Genomic DNA, 23666 nt, shown 5'->3' with positions numbered 1-23666 from the left:
AACCCTATTATTTCGCGTTAATTGAGTAACTCACAGTTGTCACAGTAAATATAAACATGATTAGGATCATTGAAAGAGGTAATCGTCTTTAGGCTACCAGTCCATTGTTGTAGCATTTGCTCAAGCACAGAAGAATGGCTGAGTGATGCCGGTAAATAACTCGATACTGAAGCAAACATTTGCTGAATAAAGAGTTGTTCAGGGGTTAATTCCTGTTCAATCACACGGGTATCAAATAGATTCAAATTGGCTAATTTTGCGGCTTTGGCGATAGCTTCATCGATGTCGCCTAGCTCATCGACTAAACCTAACTCAAGGGCTTTTTTACCGCTCCACACCCGCCCTTGGGCGATGCTATCGACCTGTTCTAAGGTCATATTACGCTCTTTGGCAACGAGGGAAATAAAATTGAGATAACCTCGCTCAATATGGCTCTGGATAACCGCTTCAACCGATGATGAAAGGGTACGAGTCACCGATAAACCAGCCCATTCAGATGTGGATACACCATCCGTATGTATTCCTATGCTATCAAGGGAATCTTCAAAAGTGGTGATCATACCGAAAATACCGATTGAGCCTGTAAGCGTAGTGGGCGTTGCAAAAATATAATCTGCACTGGCCGAAATCCAATAGCCACCGGATGCAGCAAGGCTTCCCATACTGACAACCACAGGTTTACCCGCCGCTTTTAAGGCGAGTAGTTCTTGGCGAATTTGCTCTGATGCGAAAGCACTTCCGCCAGGGCTATCCACTCTAAGCACTAAGGCCTTAATGTGTTTATCAAAGCGGGCTTTACGTAACAATTCTGCCGTGCTATCGCCACCAATTTGTCCAGCAGGTTGCTTGCCATTGAGGATAGTGCCACTGGCAACGATAATTCCAACGCTATCTTGCTCAATAAAGCTAGGTTTAGGGGCGACAAGGGTTAAATAGTCATAAAAACTGATTTGCTTAAAACTATCGCCACTTTTCGCTTTGCCTACCGTATCGATCATGGTTTTGCGGAAATCTTCAGCAGTGGCGAGTGAATCAACCCACTTCATATTGATAGCCATCGTCGCAGAGTCGCCTTGGGCTTTATCTAACTCGGCTAAGTATGTTGATGCGTCGAGAACGAGGGCTGAGGCGTCTATATTGCGATTGTTGGCAACAGTTTGGGTATAACTCTGCCATACATCGGCGAGCAGTGCGCTGTTAGCTTCTTTTGCAGCATCAGACATATCATCGCGCATATAGGGTTCAACAGCAGATTTGAAGGTACCGACCCGAAAAATATGGGCTTTTATTTTGAGTTTCTCTAAAGCCGACTTGAAGTATAAGTTGTACATGCTGAGGCCATCGAGTGAAATACCCCCCTGAGGATTGAGATATATCGTATCGGCAAAGCTGGCGAGAAAATATTGATTCTGTTCGTAATAATTACCAATGGCAACCACTTGTTTACCGCTTTCTTTAAAGCGGTTAATGGCGTTACCTATAGATTGTAGTTTACTGATCCCCGCACGTTTAAGATCGGCTAAATCTAAAACTAGGGTTGTTATCCTTGTATCTTGTGCTGCGTTATCAATCACATATAACACATCTGCGAGCAGGATTTCACCATCGGCATTTGCCTTATTCCCTTGTTTGAGCGCCGCTTCTATAGGATCAATCTGTTGTTTTTGATCGACGATAGAACCGGCTAGGTTAAGCACCAGTGCCGAGTTATCTTCGACTTGGATATCTTCGCCAGCAGTTATGGAAATCATGATGACTGCCAAGATACCAAAAAAGATCAGATTGAGGATGAGTTTACGGGTTCCGTTGAGGATATTCCAAATAAACAAACATATTCTCTTGAAAAACGATGGGTTAGCGGACATCTGCCACTCCTTTATAAGTCCAATCTGCCCATGCTAACCGAAAATCTCGTTTCAGGCTAAACACAATTGTAAAGGTTTTTAACTTAAGGCATCTAAGCAACGGTTGAGCTTATATTTGAGTCAAGGTATGCTGATTTAAATCACTTGTTTTAAAAGGATGTTTGAATGTCGTTTCCCCATTTATTAGAACCCTTAGATCTGGGATTTACCCAGCTCAAAAACCGCGTGCTTATGGGCTCAATGCACACAGGTTTAGAAGAAGAAAAGGGCGGATTTGAGAAACTGGCAGCGTTTTACAAAGAACGCGCTCTGGGCGGTGTAGGTTTGATTGTGACGGGCGGTATTTCCCCCAATCTTCGTGGCCGCCTTACGCCCCATGCTTGTCAGTTGAGTTTTCCATGGCAAGTGGGTAAGCATCGCGTGGTTACGCAGGCGGTGCATGAGGCTGGCGGTAAGATTTGTATGCAAATTTTGCATGCGGGTCGTTATGGTTATCATCCTTTTTCCCAAGCACCAAGTAAGATTAAGTCACCCATTACACCCTTTACGCCGTCGGCAATGTCGAGCCGCCAAGTACGTTCGACCATTAAGGATTACGCCAGCTCTGCCGCCCTTGCTAAAAAAGCGGGTTACGATGGTGTTGAGGTGATGGGCTCTGAAGGGTATTTAATTAATCAGTTTGTCAGTGCGCGTACCAATACTCGCAGCGATGAATGGGGCGGTGCGTTTGAAAAACGAGCGCAATTTCCTATTGAGATTGTTAACGCGATACGGGCAAAAGTCGGTAAAGAATTCATCATTATCTTCCGGTTATCCATGCTCGATCTGGTCGATAACGGCTCGACTTGGGATGAAGTGGTGCAACTCGCCCAGTGGCTTGAGCAAGCGGGGGTGTCCATTATCAATACGGGGATTGGTTGGCATGAAGCGCGTATACCAACAATCGCAACCAGTGTGCCGCGGGGCGCCTTTGCATGGGTGACTGAAAAACTCAAACAATCCGTTTCTGTCCCCTTAATTGCAACTAACCGTATTAATACGCCGGAGATTGGCGAACAAATCATCGCCTCAGGGCAAGCGGATATGGTGTCGATGGCAAGACCTTTCCTTGCCGATCCCGAGTTTGTGAATAAGGCTGCGGCGAACACACCGGAGCTTATCAACACCTGCATTGGCTGTAACCAAGCTTGTCTTGACCATACTTTTTCCCTCAAGCGCGCAACCTGCTTAGTGAATCCTCGTGCCTGTTATGAAACGGAAATCAACTTCTTACCAACGGCACACAAGAAACGTATTGCGGTGATGGGCGCAGGCCCTGCTGGGATGGCATTTTCGGTTTATGCGGCGATGCGCGGCCATGAAGTTGTCTTGTTTGAAGCGAAATCTGAAGTCGGCGGTCAATTTAATCTGGCACGTAAAATCCCCGGAAAAGAAGAGTTTAACGAGACTATTCGTTATTTCCTCAATCAAATCAAACTGTATAAAATCGATTTGCGGTTAAATACTCGGTTAGATGCCAAGGTGTTAGAAACGGAGACGTTTGATGAAATCGTTATCGCATCAGGCGTGGTACCCAGAGCATTAAACTTCCTAGGATTTGACAGCCATAAAGTGGTGGATTATCAACAAGTGCTCACAGGCCAAGTCAGTATTGGCGATAAAGTCGCCTTAATTGGTGCCGGCGGTATTGGTTTTGATATGGCGCATTACCTATGTGAATCCGAATCGAGCACATTACATCCTGACAAATGGTTAAAACAGTGGGGCATTGATAAGCAATATCAACATGCGGGCGGTTTAAGTGAGCCTGAGACCGATAATCCAGAACACAGACAAGTCTATTTATTGCAACGCAAAACCTCAAAAATGGGCCAAGGCTTAGGTAAAACGACTGGCTGGATCCACCGCTTAGTGTTAAAGCAACATGATGTGAAGATGAAAACGGGTGTGAGCTACAACAAGTTTGATGATGAAGGATTGCATATTCGCGTTGGCGAGCAAGCAGAAGTGTTGCCCGTCGATAATGTTATCCTCTGCGCTGGCCAAGAATCTAATCGCACGTTAGTGGATGAGATGAAAGCAACAGGCATTCCTGTGCATTTAATCGGCGGTGTAGATGTTGCTGCAGAACTTGATGCGAAACGGGCTATTCGCCAAGGTGCCGAACTGGCGATGCGGTTATAGAGCCATTTTGAAGAACCCATATAAAATTAAAGCCTGAATCTTAATCAGGCTTTTTTTATTGTATTTTCAACATTATTGCCGCAAATACGCTAAGGTTTAAATGTTTAAATTAAGCAACATAACTCACCCATAACTCATGCAGAGGGAATTCGCTATGCAGCTTAACACTATCTTTAACGCTAAGGTCACCATCAGCCTTATCACTTGTCTATTATGTGGATTAGTGATGAGTTTTTCAGCGCATAGTACTCCACAGTTTGACGAGCAGCGTGCTAAAAATGCCGGTGCCGATGAATACGGTATGAAGCACTATGTCATGGCCTTTTTAAAGCGGGGCCCTAATAGGGATAGAACACAGGCACAGGCCGAGCAATTACAACGGGCGCATTTGAACAATATCACTCGCCTTGCCAATGAGGGTAAATTAGTGCTGGCAGGGCCCTTTTTACACGATGGCGAATTACGCGGCATTTATGTTTTTGACGTTACTACGGTTGAAGAGGCAAAAGCCTTAACGGAAACCGATCCTGCAATTCAAGCGGGTAGCCTAGTATTGGAGTTATTACCTTGGTATGGCAGCGCCGCACTGACAGAGGTGAATGAACTGCATAGGGTGATGGCGAAAAAAGATATTTAACAGCCAAGTCGCTAGACTCAATTAGCAGAGGTTATTCTTCGCACACTTCGGCGATTTTTGGTGAGATCTGCGGCTTTGCACTATGGGATATGGTGCTCTGTGTTGGTGAATGGGTGTGGCCCGTTTGCTGTGGCTTTCTGGCCACATTGGCTGCGTAGGTGACAACAGTCGCCCCTTCGGGGGATAAATCGAGTTCTAAATCCTCCGAAGGTATACAGCAGCAGGGTAGGCATTCGTCGTTATTCAGCTCGGCTAAGGGCTCGCTTAAATAGCTGACTTTACCGCTGATAATCCTCGTCTTGCAGGCACCACAGAAACCGCTTCGGCATTCAGAGAACATCTTGATGTTCTTCGCTTCGAGTGCTTGCAACAAAGACCCCTGTTGCTCGGTAAAGAGCAGCACAGGTTGGCCCTGAAGGCGCACTATGGGCGCCTTCGCAAAGGGGCTTTTGGCTAAATTGGGGCTGAAGTGCCTTGGTTTTGCCACTGTAGGTCTACCTAGAGATCGAAGTCGAGGAATTCATCACCATCCACCGCCGAGTCAATTTGCCCGACAAGATAAGAAGACACTTCTACTTCTTGGGGGGCAACTTGTACTGCATCACTTTCTAGCCAATTTTTCATCCAAGGCAATGGGTTGGTACTTTCTGGATAAGGTTGTGGCAGATTGACGGACTTCATGCGTTGATTGGTGATAAATTCAACATATTGACAAAGAATTTGCTCATTCAAGCCAATCATAGAGCCATCTTTGAACAGGTATTTTGCCCATTCTTTTTCTTGCTCGGCGGCTTTTAAGAACAGATCGTAGGCTTCCTGTTGGCACTGCGCCGCAATTTCGCCCATTTCAGGATCGTCTTTACCGCCCTGCATAATGTTTAAAATATGCTGAGTACTGTTTAAGTGTAAGGCTTCATCACGGGCAATTAAGCGAATGATTTTTGCGTTACCTTCCATTAGCTTACGTTCAGCAAAGGCAAAGGAACAGGCAAAACTCACGTAGAAACGAATGGCTTCGAGGGCGTTCACAGACATCATGCACAAATAGAGTGCTTTTTTCAGTGTACGGGTATTTACGACTAATTCTTCGCCATCAATAAGATGGGTGCCAGCACCAAATAGGTTGAATACTTGCGTCAGTTTAATCAAGTGGTCGTAGTATTCGGCAATGTCCGTTGCGCGGCGTAAAATTTCTTTATTCACAACGATATCGTCAAAAATCACCGAGGGATCGTTGACGATATTGCGGATAATATGGGTATAAGAGCGTGAGTGAATTGTTTCAGAAAAAGACCAAGTCTCGATCCACGTTTCCAACTCAGGCAATGATACTAAGGGTAAAAATGCGACATTAGGTGAACGCCCTTGAATAGAATCGAGCAGCGTCTGGTATTTCAAGTTTGAAATAAAAATATGCTTTTCATGATCGGGCAGATCGTTGTAATCAATTTTATCGCGACTGACATCAACTTCTTCGGGGCGCCAAAAGAAAGATAACTGCTTTTCTATCAGTTTTTCGAACACTTCATATTTTTGTTGATCATAGCGTGCCACATTGACCGATTGACCTAAAAACATAGGTTCGCGGGTAGCATCGTTAGGTGTTTGACAGAAGGTAGAGTAGGCCATGTTGCTATTTTTCCAATGGGCAGGGATCCCAAAGGGACCCCTGCAAAACCGTTAACGTAAAAGACTAGATTTTACAGGCACCGCCTGCACATCCATCATCTTCTTTCTCTAGGTTGGTGATGTCATCGTGTTGATCCGATGCACCATCGCGAGTGTTATGGTAGTACAAGGTTTTTACACCCAACTTATAGGCATTGAGCAAATCTTTCAGTAGCGTCTGCATTGGCACTTTACGGCCTTCGAAACGTGAAGGATCGTAGTTGGTGTTGGCCGAAATCGCTTGATCAACAAACTTCTGCATAATGCCCACTAACTGCAAGTAACCGTCGTTGCTTGGCATTTTCCATAGCAATTCATAGTTATCTTTTAGGATGTCAAAATCAGGCACTACTTGCTTGAGTTGACCGTCTTTACTGGCTTTTACGCTGATAAGTCCACGTGGTGGCTCGATACCGTTCGTCGCATTTGAAATTTGTGATGATGTTTCAGACGGCATCAAGGCAGACAATGTTGAGTTACGTAAACCGTACTGCTTAATATCGCTGCGCAGTGATTCCCAGTCTAAATGTAACGGCTCATTACAAATCTTATCTAAGTCACGTTTGTAAGTATCAATTGGCAAAATACCTTGGGAGTAGGTGGTTTCGTTAAATAACGGACAAGCACCTTGCTCTTTCGCCAAGTTCATAGAGGCTTTCAGTAAGTAGAACTGAATGGCTTCAAAGGTTCGATGAGTCAGATTGTTTGCACTGCCATCGGAATACTTCATGCCATTTTTGGCTAAGTAGTTCGCGAAGTTAATTACACCTATACCGAGTGTGCGGCGGTTCATTGATGCAATTTGTGCCGCTTTTATTGGATAATCTTGATAATCCAATAGGTTATCCAGTGCTCGTACTGCTAAGTCGGCCAAGGGCTCAAGTTCTGAAAGTTCCTTAATCGCTCCGAGGTTTAAGGCTGACAAAGTGCAAAGGGCGATTTCGCCATTAGGATCATCAATGTTATTTAATGGCTTAGTTGGCAGTGCGATTTCAAGACAGAGGTTAGATTGTCTGATCGGCGCAACTTTTGAATCGAATGGGCTGTGAGTGTTACAGTGATCCACGTTTTGGATATAGATACGACCTGTCGAAGCGCGTTCTTGCATCATCAGTGAAAACAGTTCGACGGCTTTAATGGTCTTCTTACGAATGCTGCTGTCTTGCTCATATTGCAGATATAAACGCTCAAATTCGGCTTGATCCTCAAAGAAGGCATCGTACAAACCGGGTACATCCGATGGGCTGAATAAACTAATATTCTCGCCTTTGATCAGACGTTGATACATGACTTTGTTCAGCTGCACACCGTAATCAAGATGACGGATACGGTTGTCTTCTACGCCACGGTTATTTTTCAATACCAGCAGAGATTCGACTTCTAAATGCCAAATAGGATAGAACAGGGTTGCAGCACCGCCACGTACACCGCCTTGAGAGCAAGACTTGACCGCCGTTTGGAAATACTTATAGAAAGGTAAACAACCTGTGTGGAAGGCTTCGCCGCCACGGATTGGGCTACCTAATGCACGAATACGACCGGCGTTAATGCCGATACCCGCACGTTGGCTAACGTACTTCACGATTGACGATGCGGTCGCGTTGATTGAGTCTAAGCTATCGCCACACTCAATTAATACGCATGAACTGAATTGACGCGTTGGCGTACGAACACCCGCCATGATAGGCGTGGGTAAGGATATCTTAAAGGTTGATACCGCATCATAGAAATCTTTCACGTATTTCAGACGTGTTTCTTTTGGATAACGGGCAAACAAACAGGCCGCCACCAGAATATAGAGGAACTGGGCGCTCTCATAAATCTCGTGGGTCACGCGGTTTTGAACTAAATACTTGCCTTCAAGCTGTTTAACCGCTGCGTAGGAGAAATTCATATCGCGCCAGTGGTCGATATAGGTATCCATAAGGTCAAGTTCTTCGCGGGTATAATCCTGCAGAATGTGCATATCATACTTGCCAAGTTCAACGAGTTTAGTCACATGATCGTACAAGGCTGGCGGTTCGAATTGACCAAAGGCTTTCTTACGCAAATGAAACACCGCTAAACGGGCAGCAAGGAACTGGTAGTCCGGTGATTCGGGTGAAATTAAATCCGCTGCCGCTTTGATAATGGTTTCGTGGATAGTTTCGGTGGGAATACCATCGTAAAACTGCAAATGCGAGCGAAGTTCAACTTCAGAAACAGAAACGTTTTTTAATCCCTTGGCTGCCCAAGTAATTACGCGGTGTATTTTTTCGAGATCGATATTCTCACGTTCACCACAGCGTTTTGTGACTGTTATAGTGCTATTCATTGAAGAGAGGCCTTGGTTCTGATATCTATTCAGGTGAGCTAAGTCACCGTACGTTTCCTTGTAAAACAATCAACAAACATCCCTTAAATACTGCTGACCTCCTAAAATGGCGTCAATTGAGTGGGGAGTTTTTAGTGTGTCTGATTGTTACCGATACACAAGATATGGTGTTTTAAATAATCTGAGATACAAGATAGTGAGGTTTGACGCTATTTGCAAGTTAGAATTTCGGGGGTATCTTGTGGATATCTTGAGGATAAGCAGTTGTGTTAGTAATGGCTAACCCTGAAGTGCTATTTCAGAGTAGTGTACATGATCCATGTCGACTTTTTGCGCGATCTCACTTGAGATCGCGATCGCTAAAATAAGCAGCAGTTCGATCAAACCACTCAACTAACGGGTTGCAACTAAAGCCTGATGGACAGCCAAAGGTGAACTAAATTGTGCCAATGCAGGCCAATTTTGTGGTTTATCTTCTTCCCCTAAATAACCCCATAATGCCACACCGCCGACCATACCTGCCGCTTTGGCGGCGAGTAAATCTCGTTCAGCATCTCCTAAGTACAGTATATGTTCAGGGGCGCAGTTAAGCTGCTGCGCACCCAGTAACATAGGCGCCGTATGGGGTTTAGCATAGCGGGTTGAATCGCCGCTGATAACAACTTGCATCCGCTGGTGCAAATTCAGTTTTCTAACCAGCGGACGAGTAAAGCGCGCTGGTTTATTGGTAATAACGCCAAATGGCAGTTGCTGTAGCTCAAGCCAGTCGAGCAATACATCCATACCGGTAAATAATCGACAATAGTCGCCATTAATACGTTGATAGTGGGCGAGTAGCCCTTGCTGGATCTGAATACGCAGGGACTCATCAGCATTGGGGAGCGCGGCATCAACTAAGGCAAAACTGCCGTGGGAAGCGGCGCTGCGTAGTAGCTCGAAGGGTTTTGCTTCAATCCCCGCGTCACAGAGACTTAAGTTCAGTGCCTGCACAAGATCTGGCGCGGTATCGGCAAGCGTACCATCAAGATCAAACAGTACCGCTTTAACCTGTGACAAACTCATGTTAATCAACCTTCTGGGTTGCAATCATATAATTGACATCAACCCTTGGGGTGTACTTAAAAATGCCTGTTAGTGGGTTATAGGTTATTCCAACAGCGTCTTTGCAGATAAGATCTGTATTATCTACCAGCTCGATCAGCTCTGAGGGTTTGATAAATTTATTATGATCATGGGTGCCAACTGGTAGCATTTTTAGCAGGTATTCGGCACCTAAAATCGTTTCAACATAAGATCTTAGATTGCGGTTAATGGTTGAGAAAAATACGAAGCCACCGGGTTTTACCATATCGCAGCAAGCCTTGATGACCGATTGCGGATTAGGCACATGCTCGAGCATTTCCATGCAAGTTACCACATCGTAATAGCCTTGATGATCTTGGCTATGGGCTTCGGCCGTATTTTTTACATAAGTGATGTTTACACCGGTTTCCAGCGCGTGAAGACGCGCGACTTCTAAGGGTTCTTCACCCATATCCAGACCATCAACCTCGGCACCGATACGCGCCATACTTTCAGATAAAATGCCTCCACCACAACCCACATCGAGCACTTTTTTACCGAAAATACCGCCAGCGGTTTGATCGATATAGTTTAAGCGCAGCGGGTTTAGTAGATGCAGCGGCTTAAATTCGCCGTTAAGATCCCACCAAGTCTCGGCCATACGTTCAAACTTTGCGATTTCCTGTGGGTCTACATTGGTATTATGTTGCATGGGATTACCTGAAGCGGCTGTATTGTGCGGCTATTATAACGACTATGATTGATAAACAAAGTGTTCGCTGGCTCTAAGTCCTTGTGGTTGAGTGAAATTTAGACAATTTTCATCTCTGTAGCAACTCACTGTGCCCTAAGTCGCCTTTTCTGTTTACAGATTAACCAAGGTTTGAGCTCAAATTGGCATAAAACCTTGTCTTTTTCCAAGTTCACAAGTCTAAATTGATAGTGTTTTCATCTATTAAGTTGCTTCCTTCTCAATTCGATAATGATAGGTCTGGCGACATTAAATAACTGTGTTAGAATGCCAAATCACGTTTTTGGGCTAGGCAATGATACGGATTATACGTTGTCGGCTATTTTTCAGGGGAACGAGCAGTTTATGACTGATCTGGCATCATCTATTTCGCCAATTAATATCGAAGACGAACTAAAGAATTCGTACCTTGATTACGCCATGAGCGTTATCGTGGGACGTGCATTACCAGACGTGCGCGACGGCTTAAAGCCGGTTCATCGCCGCGTTCTGTTTGCCATGAGTGAATTGAAGAACGATTGGAACAAGCCTTACAAAAAATCAGCCCGTGTGGTCGGTGACGTCATCGGTAAATATCACCCCCATGGTGATATTGCTGTTTATGACACTATCGTCCGTATGGCCCAGCCATTCTCACTGCGTTACACCTTAGTAGACGGCCAAGGTAACTTCGGTTCGGTCGACGGTGACTCAGCGGCGGCAATGCGTTATACCGAAATCCGTATGGATAAGTTAGCGCACCAATTACTGGCCGATCTTGAAAAAGAGACAGTGGATTTCGTCCCTAACTACGACGGCACCGAACAAATTCCAGCCGTATTACCTACACGCGTACCTAACCTGTTAATTAACGGTTCGTCAGGTATTGCGGTAGGTATGGCAACCAACATCCCACCCCACAACCTAACCGAAGTGGTCAAGGGCTGTTTGGCATTGATTGAAGAACCTTCACTGTCGATTGAACAGTTGATGGAATATATCCCAGGTCCAGATTTTCCCACTGCGGCGATTATCAATGGCCGTAAAGGCATTATTGATGCCTATAAAACGGGCCGTGGCCGCGCGATCATGCGTGCTCTGGCGGATATTGAAACAGAAGATAATGGCCGCGAGCGCATTATCGTCACTGAAATTCCTTATCAAGTGAACAAAGCCCGGTTAATCGAGAAGATTGCCGAGCTGGTTAAAGATAAAAAGCTTGAAGGGATCAGTGGTCTACGCGACGAGTCTGATAAAGACGGTATGCGTATCGTTATCGAAATTAAGCGCGGTGAAGTGGGCGAGGTTGTACTCAATAACCTTTATGCTCAAACGCAAATGCAGTGTTCTTTCGGGATTAACATGGTGGCCCTGACCAATGGTCAGCCTAAACTGTTTAATCTTAAAGAAATGCTCGAATGCTTTATTCTGCATCGCCGTGAAGTGGTGACGCGTCGTACCGTATTCGAACTGCGTAAAGCCCGTGAGCGTGCCCATATTTTGGAAGCGCTGGCGGTTGCACTGGCTAACATTGACCCGATTATTGCACTGATCAAAGCCTCACCAACGCCTGCGGATGCCAAAGTGAAATTGGTTGAGCAAGGTTGGGAATTAGGCCACGTTCAAGGCATGCTGGAAAAAGCGGGCGATGACGCCGCGCGTCCTGAGTGGTTAGAGCCACAATACGGTATTCGTGACGGTCAATACTTCCTGACTGAGCAACAAGCTCAGGCCATTCTGGAACTGCGTTTACACCGTTTGACCGGTCTTGAGCACGATAAGATCATCGCCGAATACGAAGAACTGCTCGAATTTATCGCGGGTCTGCTGTTTATTTTGCGCAGTCCTGAGCGTTTGATGGAAGTGATCAAGGAAGAATTAGTTCAAATCCTTGAAGAATATGGTGATGCGCGCCGTACAGTGATCAATGCCAACGAAGTCGATATGAGTCTTGAAGACTTGATCAACGAAGAAGACGTTGTGGTAACACTGTCGCACTTAGGTTATGCCAAGTATCAACCATTGACCGATTACCAAGCCCAGCGCCGTGGCGGTAAAGGTAAAGCCGCGACGAAAGTGAAAGACGAAGATTTCGTCGAGAAGCTGTTAGTTGCCAATACCCATGATACCATTTTGTGCTTCTCTGATTTTGGTAAGATGTACTGGCTCAAAGTGTATCAACTGCCATTAGCGAGCCGTACGGCCCGTGGTCGTCCAATTGTTAACTTGTTGCCGTTATCCGATGGCGAGCGCATTACTGCGATTCTGCCAGTACGTGAATACGCGGCTGACAAGTACATCATCATGGCGACCTCACACGGTACTGTGAAGAAAACCGCACTAACTGCTTATAGCAATCCACGTGCAAACGGCATTATCGCCGTTAACCTCAAAGACGGTGACCAACTGATCGGTGTCGATATCACTAACGGTGATGACGAAATCATGTTGTTCTCGAACGAAGGGAAAGTGGTTCGCTTTGGTGAAAAAGTTCGTGATTCTGAAACAGGCGAAGTGAAAACCGATCCTGAAACCGGTGAAGAAGTCTTGTCCTTACGTCCTATGGGCCGTACTGCAACAGGCGTTCGTGGTATCCGTTTAGAAGAAGGTCAAAAAGTCGTGTCGCTTATCGTACCGAAGGGCGATGGCGCGATTCTGACCGTGACTGAAAACGGTTACGGTAAACGGACGCAACTGTCTGAATATCCTGCGAAGAGCCGTGCGACTAAAGGTGTGGTTTCAATCAAGGTGAGTGAACGTAACGGCGCTGTTGTTGGGGCTGTTCAAGTCGGTCTTAACGACGAACTGATGCTCATCAGTGATAAAGGTACCTTAGTGCGTACACCTGCGAGCGGCGTGTCTATCATTGGCCGTAACACTCAAGGTGTAACGATTATCCGCACTGCGGGCGACGAGAAAGTGGTCGGCCTACAACGTATCGACGAAATCCAAACTGAAGAAGATGAAGTCGAGCTGGATGAAAACGGTTTACCGATTGTTCCTGTCATTGTCGAAGGCGAATTAGCTGACGAGGCGCTTGAAGAAGCGCTGGATGACGAAGAAGAGTTGGACGAAGATGAAGACGAACTTGCTGATGATGAGCAAGACGAAGAGTAATTAAGTGTCATATTAACGAGCGTCCAATTGGACGCTCGTTTTTTTAATGGCATTGATGTTGATAGCATTGTTCGTTTTAGAATGGTTTCGTATTTATCAATACCTACATCATGGTTGGGATTAAGGAGAGTGTCAGTGAGCGCGATTTATAATTTCTGTGCTGGACCTGCAATGTTACCCGCAGCGGTAATGAAAAAAGCACAACAGGAATTACTTGATTGGAATGGTCAAGGCGTTTCCGTGATGGAAATCAGCCACCGAAGTAAAGAGTTCATCGCGCTTACACAACAAGCCGAGTCCGATTTACGTGAACTGATGCAGATCCCCACAAATTACCATGTGCTATTTATGCACGGCGGTGGTCGTGGACAGTTCTCCGCTGTTGTGAATAATTTTTTAGGTAATCATGGCAGAGCCCTGTATTTAGTCAGTGGTCAATGGTCATCTGCCGCATTAGCCGAAGCACAAAAGCTCGTGGGTGAAGCGCAGATTGATAGCTTGAATATTGTTGAAAAACACAATGGACTCAATGCGGTTGTCTTACCTGATTTACATAAAATCGATGCCGATTATCACTATGTTCACTACTGCCCTAATGAGACAGTAGATGGTATCGAAATTTTTGATGAATTAGACTCACCTTGGCCAATTGTTGCCGATTTATCGTCAACCATTATGTCACGTGAAATCGACGTCAGCCGCTACGGTTTGATTTACGCTGGCGCACAAAAGAACATAGGTCCATCGGGTCTGTCGATAGTGATAGTGCGCGATGACATGTTAACACTGCCGAGTTTACCGCAGTCGTCCATCATGGACTATCGTTTAGCCGTTGAGCATGACTCTATGTTCAACACACCGCCAACCTTTGCTTGGTATCTCGCCGCTGAAGTCTTTGCTTGGCTTAAGTCCATTGGTGGCATTGCGAGTATTGCAAAAATTAATCAACAAAAAGCACAAATGCTGTACCAATGCATCGACAGTAATACCTTTTATCGTAATGGTGTTGTTGCTTCTAACCGTTCACAAATGAATGTGACCTTTCAGCTCGCTGATGAAACACTTGATGGTGAGTTCTTAAAGCAAGCACAAGTCGCAGGGCTCGTGGCCTTAAAAGGCCACCGAATTGTCGGCGGTATGCGCGCTAGCCTTTACAATGCGATGCCACTTGAGGGCGTTATCGCGTTAGTGAAGTTTATGAATGAGTTTGCCGCAAAGTACCGCTAACACAGGCTTATTTAAATATTAGCGATAAAGTCATATTGATTTGACCGCTAAATATCCCAAAATATTTATTCACTTTTTTGGGTTACCACCAAAAGATGTCAAGCAGTAAACAGCGAATGCCACAGTGCATTCGCTTTTTTTTATCCTCAAATCCTGAATAACTCCTCTTTTTCATCATCAAAAACCTCCCTTGCTGTTTGGTGATGTTAAAAAATTTATCATTCCCAATTAAAATAATATTGTAATACCATTAAGCTATAGTAGTATTGTAGTACTAAATGTTTTGATGTCATCTGCACTCACTTGGTTAGGGCAGAGTTCAATGTACGGGGATGCTAATGGCTAATGTTTTAGGGTCTTACGCGTTAGGGCTAGATTACGGTTCTGACTCAGTTCGCGCGTTATTGGTTGATACGCAGACAGGTGTTGAGGTTGCCACTAATGTGGTTTATTACCCACGTTGGAAAAAGGGGTTATTTTGCGATCCTGCTAAAAATCAATTTAGGCAGCATCCACTCGATTACATTGAAAGTTTAATTGAAGTTGTTCAGGGACTTTGGACTAAAGCGCCACCGGGAGCCGCTGAAAAAGTGTGTGGTTTGAGTGTCGATACCACAGGTTCTACTCCGATTGCTGTCGATGAGTCAGGTATGGCATTGGCACTTAAAGACGAATTTGCTAATAACCCTAATGCAATGTTTTTACTCTGGAAAGACCATAGCGCAATACTAGAGGCGCAGCAAATTACTGCTGCGGCAAAGGTGGCTAAAGAAAATTATCTTAAATATGAGGGGGGGATCTACTCATCTGAGTGGTTCTGGGCCAAGGCTTTATATGTTCTGCGCCATGATACCGAAGTAAGACAATCGGCATACAGTTGGGTTGAGCACTGTGATTGGATCACCGCGCTAATGACAGGCACAACTCACCCTAAGGTCTATAAGGCAGGGCGCTGTGCATCAGGGCATAAAGTCATGTGGCACGCGTCATGGAATGGGTATCCACCGAATGAATTTTTTGTTGGTATTGATCCATTGCTCGAAGGTTTGCGTGATCGCTTACCCGTGGAAACCTGCACTTCAGATAAAGTCTGCGGTACTTTAACCCCTGAGTGGGCAGCCAATCTAGGATTATCGACCGATGTTATCGTGTCGTTCGGTGCGTTTGACTGCCATGCCGGTGCGGTTGGTGCCAATGTTAAAGCGGGCGTACTGACTAAGGTGATGGGGACATCGACCTGCGATATTACCGTTGCCAGTTATGAAGACATTGGTGAGCGGTGTATTAAAGGCATTTGTGGCCAAGTTGATGGTTCAGTGTTACCGGGGATGATTGGTCTTGAAGCAGGGCAGTCGGCCTTTGGCGATTTGTATGCTTGGTTTAAGGATCTCACCCTTTGGCCCATTAAACAGATCAATACCTCTGCACTATTTGACGATGAGGTGAAAGCTAAACTTATTGCACAACTTGAAGATGAAACCTTAGCAAAACTCGGTGAGGCAGCGGCTAATCTTCCCGTCAGTGAAACAGGCATTGTCGCGCTAGATTGGATTAACGGACGCCGTACTCCCGATGCCGATCAATCCGTTTCTATGGCGATCAGCGGCTTAACCATGGGTAGCCATGCACCGCACGTCTTTAAAGCCTTAGTCGAGGCCAGTGCCTACGGAGCAAGGGCGATTATTGAACGCTTTAAGGAGGAAGGGGTGCGGATAGACCATGTCGTGACCATTGGCGGCATCTCTAAAAAGTCTGATTTTATTATGCAAACCTGCGCCGATGTGTGGAATTGTAATATTGACGTGCTGGAAAGTGAGCAAAGCTGTGCCTTAGGCGCCGCCATTTATGCCGCAACGGCGGCGGGTATTTATCCTGATGTATTAAGTGCTCAAGCTGTGATGGCTTCAAATGTAGCTAAAACCTATCAGCCTAATCCCATCAATGCAGAAAAATACCAAATGCTTTATCAAGCGTATCTAGCCCTAGGCCATTATGTTGATGGAGCGAAATAATATGTCATTTATAGAACTTAAACGCGAAGTTTATGAAGCCAATATGGAGCTCGAAAAGCGTCATTTAGTGACCTATACCTTTGGCAATGTGTCACAAATTGATCGCAAGCGTGGTGTCATCGGTATTAAGCCCAGCGGCGTACCCTACGAAGATCTTAAGGTTGAAGATATCGTTATCGTCGATCTTGAAAACCACATCGTCGAGGGACGTTTACGTCCATCATCTGACACTAAAACCCACACTTACTTGTATCGCCAGTGGGAAAGTATTGGGGGCATTACCCATACGCATTCCACCTATGCCACCGCATGGGCACAGGCGCAAATTGCAATCCCTTGTTTTGGTACCACTCAAGCCGATTATGTTTACGGCGAGATCCCCTGTACAGCCGTGATGCGTGATGACCAAATTAGTCGCGACTACGAAGAAGAAACCGGTGTACAGATTCTCGATTGTTTTGCTGATAGAAACCCGAGTGAGTCACCTATGGTCATTGTGGCAGGGCATGCACCATTTACGTGGGGAGACAGTGCCGCCAAATCCGTTTACCACGCCGTTCTGCTTGAAGAAATTGCCAGAATGGCATACCTCACTAAGACATTGTCACCGAATATAGCATCATTAAAACAAGAGCTTATAGATAAGCACTATCTGCGTAAGCACGGCAAAGATGCTTACTATGGTCAAGACAAATAAGTTTCCTGTTCTGAATAACTGAATTTAAAGATGAGAGAGAGCGATATGAAAGCATTCAAACAAAAACAAGTGTGGTTTGTCACGGGGTCGCAGGATTTGTACGGGCCCAAAGTGTTAGAGCAAGTAGCAAAAAACAGTGAACAAATTGTCAACGGATTTAATCAGTCTGATGCAATTTCAATGGAAGTTGTCTATAAACCCACGGTTAAATCTCCCCGCGAAATTTACGCGGTGTGCCAAGCTGCTAACAGCGACGAAAACTGTGTCGGGATTATCCTGTGGATGCACACTTTCTCGCCAGCCAAAATGTGGATTGCGGGACTGAATGAACTCAGCAAACCCTTTATGCATTTGCATACTCAATTTAATGCCGAACTGCCGTGGGCCGACATTAATATGAACTATATGAACACCCATCAAAGTGCCCACGGTTGCCGCGAGTTTGGTTATATCGGCACTCGGATGCGTAAAGAGCGCAAAGTGGTTGTAGGGCATTGGCAAACAAACGATGTACAAGCCCAAGTGGATGATTGGTGCCGCGCGGCAGCAGGCTGGAACGAAAGTCAAAATCTTCGTATTGCTCGCTTTGGTGACAATATGCGCCAAGTGGCTGTGACCGAAGGTGATAAAGTTGCGGCACAAATTCAATTCGGTTACGAAGTGCATGCCTACAGTTTAGGCGAACTCAATGATGCCATTAATGCCATTAGCGAAAATGATATCACGGCTCAAATCGACCGCTATGCGAGCGAATATATTATTAGCAACGAATTGTTTAATGATGAATACCAACTCGATCGTTTAAGAAAAGAAGCCAAAATCGAACTCGGGTTAGCGCAGTTCTTAAAGGATGGCGAGTTTGGTGCTTTTACGAACTGCTTTGAAAACTTAACGGGAATGACGGGATTACCAGGGTTAGCGACACAGCGTTTGATGGCCAATGGTATTGGCTATGGCGGCGAAGGTGATTGGAAAACTGCCGCGATGGTACGCATCATGAAAGTGATGGGACAAGGCCGTGTTGGAGGTACTTCCTTTATGGAGGATTACACCTATAACTTCGGTGCGACGGATCAAGTGCTCGGCGCACATATGCTCGAAGTGTGTCCATCTATTGCTGCTAACAAACCACGTTTAGAAGTGCATCGCCACACTATAGGTGTGCGCTGTGATGTGCCACGCTTACTGTTTACGGCGAAAGCGGGGCCTGCCATCAACGTATCGACAATCGATCTTGGTAATCGTTTCCGTATTATCCTCAACGAATTAGACACAGTGACACCGCCACAGGATTTACCAAACTTACCTGTTGCTTCTGCACTTTGGGAACCGCGTCCAAATTTGTCAATTGCAGCAACGGCGTGGATCCATGCGGGCGGCGCGCATCACTCGGCCTACAGCCAAGCGATATCGACTGAAAACATTGTCGATTTTGCTGAAATGGCGGGGGCTGAATTAGTGATTATTGATGCCGACACTCAAATTCGTCAGTTCAAAAATGAATTACGTCAAAATTCCGTTTATTACGGCCTAGCAAGAGGGCTATAATTTACCTTCTTAAGTTAAGAGCCGCCCTAGGGCGGCTTTGTATTTTATGTCCGAAGCTGAGTTCTTTATTTGCTAATGGTTCCCCGTCCAAGAGGTTGAAACACAACATGTATACAAATTTTGATGGCATTATTTTTGATATGGATGGCACTTTGGTGGACAGCGGTCAGCTACATGAACAGGCATGGCGACAAACACTAAGTCACTTTGGGATCCCGATTGATGCAGCGTTAATGCGCTCTCTTGCTGGCGTACCGACCATTGGAACACTTGAAATACTTATCGCCCATTTTGGCGTCACGCCAACCGCAAGCTATGAAGCGATGAATGAGTATAAAGAAGCCTTGGTACGAGAAACCATGCATTTATATGTTAAGCCGACTCGTTTAATCGAGTTTGCTAAGCAAAATAAGGGGAAGCGTCCTATGGCGGTGGGAACGGGGGCCTATACTGGCGAAGCGGTTGAGATATTAACCTTGTGTGGTTTGCTTGAACTGGTCGATCATGTGGTAGGCGCAGATCAGGTCAGTGAACCCAAACCTGCTCCAGATACCTTTTTACGCTGCGCCGAATTGATGGGGATCGCGCCAGCGCGCTGCATCGTATTTGAAGATGCAAAAGCAGGTATTCAAGCGGCTAAGTCAGCAGGAATGTTTGTCGTCGATGTCCTTGTCGATTTTGATATCCAAAATGATTACTTTCTGACGGCATAGGCTTGGTTCGATTATTGGCTTATCCCTAAAAACCTAAACCAATGTTTTTCTTTGGTTGAAATCCCCATAAATTCTTGGCTTTATGAAAATTACCTGTTACGTTTTTAGGGAAAGGTAGTATTATAACATTAGATAATTCTTAGGTTTATCACCTATTCATCTAGGTTGAGTTCGGCATATTTTCTAAGACAAAAGAGGGCGCAATGGCAAATCAGGCAAACAACCGACCGCAAAATATCCACAACTGGGTGGCTAGCGAACTGGGTTCTCGTATTGTTGGCGGTTTTTATGCACCAGGTGAATATATTCCTAATGAAAATACCATCTGTGAAGAACTTGAGGTCTCCCGTACATCGTTAAGGGAGGCATTTAAGGTGCTGACGGCTAAGGGGCTAATCGAATCTCGGCCGAAACTGGGTACCCGCATTCGTGAGCGTCGTCATTGGAACATGTTTGATCCTGTGATCTTAAACTGGTTTTCCCAATCTAAACCGTCGCCAGAGTTTTACACTTCGTTGTATGAAATTCGTGAGGTGTTTGAGCCAGCCGCCGCAGAATTGGCCGCTAAAAAACGTACGCCAGAGCAGCTTGAAATCATTGAAGCTGCCTATGCCAAAATGGAAGCCGCACAGCTGGGTACGGATGAGGTATATACCTCAGATATCGAGTTTCATATGGCGATTCTGGATGCCACTAATAACGAATTTATGGTGTCTTTGGGTGTCTCAATTCAATCGGCATTGCTGGAATTGTTTAGATTAAGCAGTACGATTCAAGATGATTTTCTACAATCACTTCCGGGTCATAAGGCCATTTATACCGCGATAGCGGCAGGAGACAGCGTGCGTGCCAAAGCCGAAATGAATAAGCTGCTGTCGACTTCCCAAGAAACATTAAAGAAAAATATTGAGCGAGACTAATCTGTTTGTTACATAAGGTGATCTTTGCCATTAGATCACCTTTTTGTTTTTCGCTGACATGAGGACTTAAACTGCTATTGTGCCGCTGAAATACCTTCTGTGGTCATATGAATACGTTTAATGGTGCCATCTTCATTGTAGTAGAGCGGGTCAATTGCCACAGAACGTCTAAACTCTCCACCATTATCCTGCGAAGCACCTGTGTGATAGATAAAGTAGGATTTGCCTTTAAATTCGATAATGGCTTGATGATTTGTCGGTGAATTACCGGCAACTTCATTAAGAATTCCTTGGTATTTCCAAGGGCCATTAATACTGTGACTGGTTGCATAGGCAATTTTTTCAGGAAAACCAGACGCATAGGAAAGATAATAAGTGTGATCTTTTTTATGGACCCAGAGTGCTTCAGTAAAGTTAGGCACATCAATAGAATGAATCGGCCCATCGAGTTCAATCATATTGGCTTTAAGTTTGGCATAACGAGGTTTAGTGTTCCCCCAAAATAGATAAGTTTGTTTGTCGTCATCGATAAACACGGCAGGGTCTATATCATCCCAATCGATATCAGTATCGGTTGTCATATCGTTAGTGATCAACGCAGTGCCTCTGGCGTCCTTGAAGGGGCCTAATGGACTATCTGCAACAGCTACACCAATGGCAAAACCATTAATTTTTGCGTGCCTTGCTGTGACAAACCAATAGAACTTACCTTCTTTTTCAATGACATGGCTAGCCCATGCATCACCTTTGGCCCAACTAAAATCTTTGACTGACAGTTTACTGCCATGCGCAGTCCAATTAACCATGTCCTTGGAGCTAAAGACTAACCAATCATGCATTTCAAAAAAGGTTTTGTTGTCTTTGGCCACATCATGTCCCGTATACAAGTACACAGTATCTTGATGAACGATTGCGGCGGGATCGGCAGTAAACACATCTGAAAACAACGGATTTGCCGCAAATGTCGCTGAGCTAAAGGCTAAGCAAATACTCAAAAGCGTTTTTTTCATAATTCCTCTATTGTTTTTTGACATTTTAGTATTATAGTAATACCAATACTTTTACTCGCTAGCAATCTTTAAAGTACGAATTGTTAACGACAGTCTTTTAATCGCCATTATTTGCCTTAGCTTCGCGGTAAATACCGCACGTACTGAGAATAGGTGTGAATAGGCGAGTCGGGCACTAAGCAGAGGTAAAACGAAGGTGTAACAATGCAGAATAAAAAAACAAAAGCACTTCGTTCCGCAAGCTGGTTTGGTAGCGATGATAAAAATGGTTTTATGTATCGTAGTTGGATGAAAAACCAAGGCATTCCAGAGCATCACTTTCACAACCGGCCTGTTATTGGTATTTGCAATACGTGGTCGGAGTTAACGCCCTGCAACGGTCATCTGCGGGAATTGGCTGAAAGAGTTAAAAATGGGATCCGTGAAGCAGGGGGGATCCCAGTGGAATTTCCAGTATTTTCCAATGGTGAATCTAATTTACGCCCCAGTGCCATGTTAACGCGTAATTTGGCCGCGATGGATACCGAAGAAGCGATTCGAGGCAATCCGATTGATGGTGTGGTGCTCTTAGTGGGTTGTGATAAAACAACGCCGGCTTTACTCATGGGGGCGGCCAGTTGCAATTTACCCACCATAGTCGTGACGGGTGGGCCTATGCTAAATGGTAAACATAAAGGGAAAGATGTAGGGTCTGGTACTTTAGTCTGGGAACTGCATCAAGAATATAAAGCAGGAAATATTAGCTTGGCTGAGTTTATGAATGCCGAAGCTGATATGTCACGTTCAACGGGTACTTGCAATACCATGGGAACGGCATCGACTATGGCCTGCATGGCAGAAAGTTTAGGCACCAGTTTGCCACAAAATGCGGCTATTCCTGCTGTTGATTCAAGACGTTATGTCTTAGCCCATATGTCTGGAATGCGTATTGTCGATATGGTCCATGAGGATTTAACGCTTTCAAAAGTGCTCACGCGTGAAGCATTTATCAATGCGATAAAAACCAATGCGGCGATTGGCGGCTCGACCAATGCGGTTATCCACTTAAAAGCCATAGCGGGGCGAATAGGGGTTGATTTGTCACTGGATGATTGGTCGTATGGCTATGATGTACCGACGATAGTCAATCTTAAGCCCTCGGGTCAGTATTTGATGGAGGATTTTTACTATGCAGGAGGTTTACCCGCTGTGCTAAAAGAACTCTTTAACCATCATTTATTGAGTAAAAATACCTTAACAGTGAATGGGAAAACGCTCTGGGAAAATGTGGCAAATGCACCTTGTTACAACCGAGACGTGATCATGAGTATTGATACGCCCTTAGTTGAAAATGGTGGGATCAGAGTATTAAAGGGGAACTTGGCCCCTCGAGGTGCAGTGATTAAACCTTCTGCAGCCAGTCCGCATTTAATGAAACATCGTGGTAAAGCGGTCGTGTTTGAGAGTTTTGATGATTACAACGCCCGCATAAATGATCCCGAACTTGCGATTGATGAAACGAGCATCATGGTGCTCAAAAATTGCGGCCCGAAGGGATATCCTGGAATGGCTGAGGTCGGCAATATGGGATTGCCACCTAAGCTGTTAAAAAAAGGGATTAAAGATATGGTTAGGATTTCGGATGCGCGAATGAGTGGTACTGCATTTGGAACAGTCGTATTGCATGTTGTCCCCGAGTCACAGGACTTAGGCCCACTAGCTGCGGTACAAAATGGTGATGTGATCGCACTCGATACTTTTGCTGGCGTACTGCAACTAGAGATTAGTGACGAAGAATTAGCGGATCGGTTAGCAAAAATCGCCTTGGTTAAGCAACTTCCTGTCAGCAGTGGTTATTTATCCCTTTTTAGGGAAAGAGTGTTGCAGGCCGATGAAGGGTGTGATTTTGATTTTCTAGTGGGATGTCGGGGTGCTGATATTCCGGCACATTCCCATTAAACATGGACACTTTTTCTTTTATAA

17 protein-coding genes are annotated in these 23666 nt (G+C 45.2%); 10 read left to right on the top strand and 7 right to left on the bottom strand.

The annotated features are described in order from the left end of the window. Positions 1 to 17: 17 nt before the first annotated feature. A complete protein-coding gene (gene sppA, locus MZ182_RS10410; RefSeq protein ID WP_248066964.1) occupies positions 18 to 1865 on the bottom strand; it encodes a signal peptide peptidase SppA in 1848 nt (615 codons plus the stop codon). Between the two features lie 165 nt (positions 1866 to 2030). Here sppA and MZ182_RS10405 point away from each other — a divergent pair, with 165 nt between their 5' ends. Next, positions 2031 to 4049, top strand: coding sequence for an FAD-dependent oxidoreductase (locus MZ182_RS10405; protein ID WP_248066967.1), 2019 nt, complete (start codon positions 2031 to 2033; stop codon positions 4047 to 4049). Between the two features lie 154 nt (positions 4050 to 4203). Continuing rightward, positions 4204 to 4686 (top strand): YciI family protein, encoded by a 483-nt coding sequence (locus MZ182_RS10400; RefSeq protein ID WP_248066970.1) that lies wholly within the window; start codon positions 4204 to 4206, stop codon positions 4684 to 4686. Positions 4687 to 4717: 31 nt separating this feature from the next. On the opposite strand, the gene yfaE is transcribed toward MZ182_RS10400, so the two are convergent. The 5 genes from yfaE to ubiG all read right to left on the bottom strand — a co-directional run bounded on the left by yfaE (position 4718) and on the right by ubiG (position 10442). Beyond that, on the bottom strand, positions 4718 to 5173 hold the full coding sequence (yfaE, locus tag MZ182_RS10395; protein ID WP_248066973.1) for a class I ribonucleotide reductase maintenance protein YfaE: 456 nt from the start codon (positions 5171 to 5173) through the stop codon (positions 4718 to 4720). Between the two features lie 11 nt (positions 5174 to 5184). Further along, positions 5185 to 6315 carry a class Ia ribonucleoside-diphosphate reductase subunit beta gene (gene nrdB / locus MZ182_RS10390; protein WP_011789264.1) on the bottom strand — a complete coding sequence of 377 codons (1131 nt, stop codon included), beginning with the start codon at positions 6313 to 6315 and terminating at the stop codon, positions 5185 to 5187. Positions 6316 to 6379: 64 nt separating this feature from the next. Next, complete coding sequence (gene nrdA, locus MZ182_RS10385; RefSeq protein WP_248066976.1) at positions 6380 to 8668, bottom strand: class 1a ribonucleoside-diphosphate reductase subunit alpha; 2289 nt, start codon at positions 8666 to 8668, stop codon at positions 6380 to 6382. A gap of 393 nt (positions 8669 to 9061) precedes the next feature. Beyond that, positions 9062 to 9730: an HAD family hydrolase gene (locus MZ182_RS10380; protein ID WP_014610532.1), complete on the bottom strand. Its 669-nt coding sequence runs from the start codon at positions 9728 to 9730 to the stop codon at positions 9062 to 9064. 1 nt (position 9731) lies between these two features. After that, positions 9732 to 10442, bottom strand: coding sequence for a bifunctional 2-polyprenyl-6-hydroxyphenol methylase/3-demethylubiquinol 3-O-methyltransferase UbiG (ubiG, locus tag MZ182_RS10375; protein WP_011919356.1), 711 nt, complete (start codon positions 10440 to 10442; stop codon positions 9732 to 9734). 384 nt (positions 10443 to 10826) lie between these two features. Between ubiG and gyrA the strand changes: the two genes are divergently transcribed. The 7 genes from gyrA (at position 10827) to MZ182_RS10340 (ending at position 20694) form a co-directional block, all read left to right on the top strand. Next, complete coding sequence (gene gyrA, locus MZ182_RS10370) at positions 10827 to 13577, top strand: DNA gyrase subunit A (RefSeq protein ID WP_248066979.1); 2751 nt, start codon at positions 10827 to 10829, stop codon at positions 13575 to 13577. 135 nt (positions 13578 to 13712) lie between these two features. Further along, positions 13713 to 14804: a 3-phosphoserine/phosphohydroxythreonine transaminase gene (gene serC / locus MZ182_RS10365; protein WP_248066982.1), complete on the top strand. Its 1092-nt coding sequence runs from the start codon at positions 13713 to 13715 to the stop codon at positions 14802 to 14804. A gap of 338 nt (positions 14805 to 15142) precedes the next feature. Further along, entirely contained in the window at positions 15143 to 16816 is a 1674-nt protein-coding gene (locus tag MZ182_RS10360) for a ribulokinase (RefSeq protein ID WP_014610534.1), read from the top strand. 1 nt (position 16817) lies between these two features. Further along, on the top strand, positions 16818 to 17513 hold the full coding sequence (locus tag MZ182_RS10355; protein WP_011919353.1) for an L-ribulose-5-phosphate 4-epimerase: 696 nt from the start codon (positions 16818 to 16820) through the stop codon (positions 17511 to 17513). Positions 17514 to 17558: 45 nt separating this feature from the next. After that, the gene (araA, locus tag MZ182_RS10350; RefSeq protein WP_248066984.1) at positions 17559 to 19061 is read left to right on the top strand and encodes an L-arabinose isomerase; all 1503 of its coding nucleotides are present in this window, start codon (positions 17559 to 17561) and stop codon (positions 19059 to 19061) included. Positions 19062 to 19168: 107 nt separating this feature from the next. Then, positions 19169 to 19774 carry a beta-phosphoglucomutase family hydrolase gene (locus MZ182_RS10345; protein ID WP_011919352.1) on the top strand — a complete coding sequence of 202 codons (606 nt, stop codon included), beginning with the start codon at positions 19169 to 19171 and terminating at the stop codon, positions 19772 to 19774. Positions 19775 to 19977: 203 nt separating this feature from the next. Continuing rightward, the gene (locus tag MZ182_RS10340; protein ID WP_011789274.1) at positions 19978 to 20694 is read left to right on the top strand and encodes a FadR/GntR family transcriptional regulator; all 717 of its coding nucleotides are present in this window, start codon (positions 19978 to 19980) and stop codon (positions 20692 to 20694) included. 74 nt (positions 20695 to 20768) lie between these two features. Here MZ182_RS10340 and MZ182_RS10335 read toward each other — a convergent pair whose 3' ends face one another. Continuing rightward, on the bottom strand, positions 20769 to 21704 hold the full coding sequence (locus MZ182_RS10335; RefSeq protein ID WP_248066987.1) for a glycoside hydrolase family 43 protein: 936 nt from the start codon (positions 21702 to 21704) through the stop codon (positions 20769 to 20771). Positions 21705 to 21908: 204 nt separating this feature from the next. Between MZ182_RS10335 and MZ182_RS10330 the strand changes: the two genes are divergently transcribed. Beyond that, on the top strand, positions 21909 to 23642 hold the full coding sequence (locus MZ182_RS10330) for an IlvD/Edd family dehydratase (RefSeq protein ID WP_011919350.1): 1734 nt from the start codon (positions 21909 to 21911) through the stop codon (positions 23640 to 23642). The last annotated feature ends 24 nt before the right edge of the window (positions 23643 to 23666 follow it).

This window comes from Shewanella sp. JNE2, assembly GCF_023159115.1.
Taxonomy (GTDB): Bacteria; Pseudomonadota; Gammaproteobacteria; order Enterobacterales; family Shewanellaceae; genus Shewanella; species Shewanella putrefaciens.
The sequence above is the reverse complement of the archived record's forward strand: the minus strand, read 5'-3'. Positions and strand labels throughout refer to the sequence as shown.

Coding starts and splice junctions, on each gene's coding strand:
- sppA (WP_248066964.1), bottom strand. CDS start 1,865: ATGTCCGCTAACCCATCGTTTTTCAAGAGAATATGTTTGTTTATTTGG.
- nrdA (WP_248066976.1), bottom strand. CDS start 8,668: ATGAATAGCACTATAACAGTCACAAAACGCTGTGGTGAACGTGAGAAT.
- MZ182_RS10335 (WP_248066987.1), bottom strand. CDS start 21,704: ATGAAAAAAACGCTTTTGAGTATTTGCTTAGCCTTTAGCTCAGCGACA.
- gyrA (WP_248066979.1), top strand. CDS start 10,827: ATGACTGATCTGGCATCATCTATTTCGCCAATTAATATCGAAGACGAA.
- araA (WP_248066984.1), top strand. CDS start 17,559: ATGAAAGCATTCAAACAAAAACAAGTGTGGTTTGTCACGGGGTCGCAG.
- MZ182_RS10355 (WP_011919353.1), top strand. CDS start 16,818: ATGTCATTTATAGAACTTAAACGCGAAGTTTATGAAGCCAATATGGAG.
- MZ182_RS10330 (WP_011919350.1), top strand. CDS start 21,909: ATGCAGAATAAAAAAACAAAAGCACTTCGTTCCGCAAGCTGGTTTGGT.
- MZ182_RS10380 (WP_014610532.1), bottom strand. CDS start 9,730: ATGAGTTTGTCACAGGTTAAAGCGGTACTGTTTGATCTTGATGGTACG.
- MZ182_RS10345 (WP_011919352.1), top strand. CDS start 19,169: ATGTATACAAATTTTGATGGCATTATTTTTGATATGGATGGCACTTTG.
- MZ182_RS10360 (WP_014610534.1), top strand. CDS start 15,143: ATGGCTAATGTTTTAGGGTCTTACGCGTTAGGGCTAGATTACGGTTCT.
- MZ182_RS10400 (WP_248066970.1), top strand. CDS start 4,204: ATGCAGCTTAACACTATCTTTAACGCTAAGGTCACCATCAGCCTTATC.
- MZ182_RS10340 (WP_011789274.1), top strand. CDS start 19,978: ATGGCAAATCAGGCAAACAACCGACCGCAAAATATCCACAACTGGGTG.
- nrdB (WP_011789264.1), bottom strand. CDS start 6,315: ATGGCCTACTCTACCTTCTGTCAAACACCTAACGATGCTACCCGCGAA.
- ubiG (WP_011919356.1), bottom strand. CDS start 10,442: ATGCAACATAATACCAATGTAGACCCACAGGAAATCGCAAAGTTTGAA.
- MZ182_RS10405 (WP_248066967.1), top strand. CDS start 2,031: ATGTCGTTTCCCCATTTATTAGAACCCTTAGATCTGGGATTTACCCAG.